Here is a 1,989-nt window from a genome sequence, read left to right on the forward strand (position 1 = left end):
CCCGACGGCGATGATGACCAGGGCCGGGATCAGGGTGATCAGCCGGCGGGTGAACACCGGGATGCGCACGTGCAGCAACCCGCCCATGATCGCTGATCCGGCGTAGGAGCCCACCGAGGTCGAGGCCAGCCCGGAGGCCAGTAACCCGATGCCGAAGGCGACCCCGACGGCCGGGCCCAGGGCGGCGGTGATCGCCGCATGGGCTCCTTCGATGCTGTCGGTGCCCGGCACTCCGGCGAGGTTGCCCGCGGCCAGGAGCAGCATCGCGATGTTCACCGACCCGGCCACGAGCAGGGACAGCAGCACGTCCCACCGGGTGGCAGTCAACAGCCGCGGCAGGGCCTCGGTAGGCACCGAGTGCCCATGGCGATCACGGGCCAGAGCGGAGTGAGCGTAGATGGCATGGGGCATCACGGTGGCTCCGAGCATGCTGGCGGCTAGCAGGACCGTCGGGGTGCCGTCGAATCGTGGGACGATCCCGGCGACGGCTTCATCCCAGGACACGGGACCGAAGAACAAGCCGGTGACGAAACCGGCGGTGACGATCGCCAGTAGGCCGGTCACGACGAACTCGAAGAACCGGGGACCTCGGTGGGTCTGGAGGAGCAGCAGCAGCATCGAGATCACCCCGACGATCACGCCCCCGGCCAGCAGGGGAATCCCGAAAAGGATGTGCAGGGCGATCGCCCCGCCGATCACCTCGGCCAGGTCCGTGGCCGCGGCCACCAGCTCGGCCTGGACCCAGTAGGCCAGCCGCCGGCCTCGGGGCAGGCGGTCGCCCAGCAGCTCGGGCAGGCTCGATCCGGTGACCAGCCCGACCTTGGCCGAGAGGTACTGGATGAGCACGGCCATGATGTTGGCGGCCACCAGCACCCACACCAACAGGTACCCGTACTGGGCGCCGGCGGTGAGGTTCGCCGCGACGTTGCCCGGGTCCACGTAGGCGACCGCGGCCACGAAGGCTGGACCCAACAACCAGGGCAGCGGTTGGCGGCGCACCCACCGCTCTCCTGGGGAAGTGGCGGCAACACCTGTTGAGCCGGTGCGCCCGGTCCCGGTCCTCATAGAAAGTTAAGCTATACGAACTTTCCGGCGCGGGGAATGGGGGCCTGGCCTCGAGGGCTTGGTCATGCCCCCAGACGTGCGCGCAGGAGGGGCTGGGCGCCTCGACAGCCGATCACAGGGGCATGGAACTCCGGACGGTGCTGGCCTCCTGGGGTGGGGGAACTGTCAGCCAGTGGGGGTGTCTTGGGTTCAGGAGATCTGCTCGCCCAGGGATATGCGGCGGAGTCGGCCGAGACCGGGCATAAACCGGCCGACATGAGCGGCGTAGGAGGCGTAGGCCTGTCGGTGGGTGCTCAGCAGGTAGGGCTCTTCGACGAGACGGACCTGCAGCTCCACGGCCACCAGCAGGCACAGCCACGCCGCTGCCGTGACCGCAGTGGGCACCAGGAGGGTCAGGCCGGCCAGGGTGGTGAGCATCGCGGCGAAAATCGGGTTGCGGACCACGGCGAAAGCCCCGGTGGCGACCAGCTCGGTCCGCTCGGTGGCATCTACACCCCCCCCGCCAGGAGGCGCCCATGCCGGCCTGGGCGGCCAGCACACCGAGGAAACCCACCACGGTGACGACCGCCCCGGCCCAGGGGAAAACCTGCGGGAGCCGGGGTGCGGCCACGGTGCCGGTGAGGGCAAAGGCGGGTCCGGCCGCGCCGAGGACCAGGGCTCACCCACCGGCTGAGCTCAGCCCCACGACGGGACCCCGGCTCCCTCGCGCCCCGCCCCGGGAGGAGTGAACGGCCAGATTGCCCCACCTCCTGCCTGGACGGTTCACTGCCGTCGATCGTGGAACTAGGCTCGGCGGACACGATGCGTGCGCCGAAAGGTGGAGACCATGCCAAAGATGTCCGCCCTGGAAGCCTCCTTCTGTCGCAGCGCGCCATGGGGTCTTGTCGCTCGGCGGATGGTTCCGTGGGCGACCCAGGGGTTCCC

General features: G+C 69.9%; 2 protein-coding genes. Both read right to left on the bottom strand.

Going from position 1 to position 1,989, the window contains the following annotated elements; all coding sequences use genetic code 11:
• The coding region (locus tag BJF77_RS00900; protein WP_187347230.1) for an Nramp family divalent metal transporter at positions 1-1,065 on the bottom strand (1,065 nt) is incomplete at its 3' end.
• A 189-nt stretch (positions 1,066-1,254) separates the two neighbouring features.
• Complete coding sequence (locus tag BJF77_RS21230; protein ID WP_255396069.1) at positions 1,255-1,509, bottom strand: isoprenylcysteine carboxylmethyltransferase family protein; 255 nt, start codon at positions 1,507-1,509, stop codon at positions 1,255-1,257.
• Between the last annotated feature and the right edge of the window lie 480 nt (positions 1,510-1,989).

Origin of the sequence: Kocuria sp. CNJ-770 (assembly GCF_001942375.1) — a bacterium.
Classification (GTDB): Bacteria; Actinomycetota; Actinomycetes; order Actinomycetales; family Micrococcaceae; genus Kocuria; species Kocuria oceani.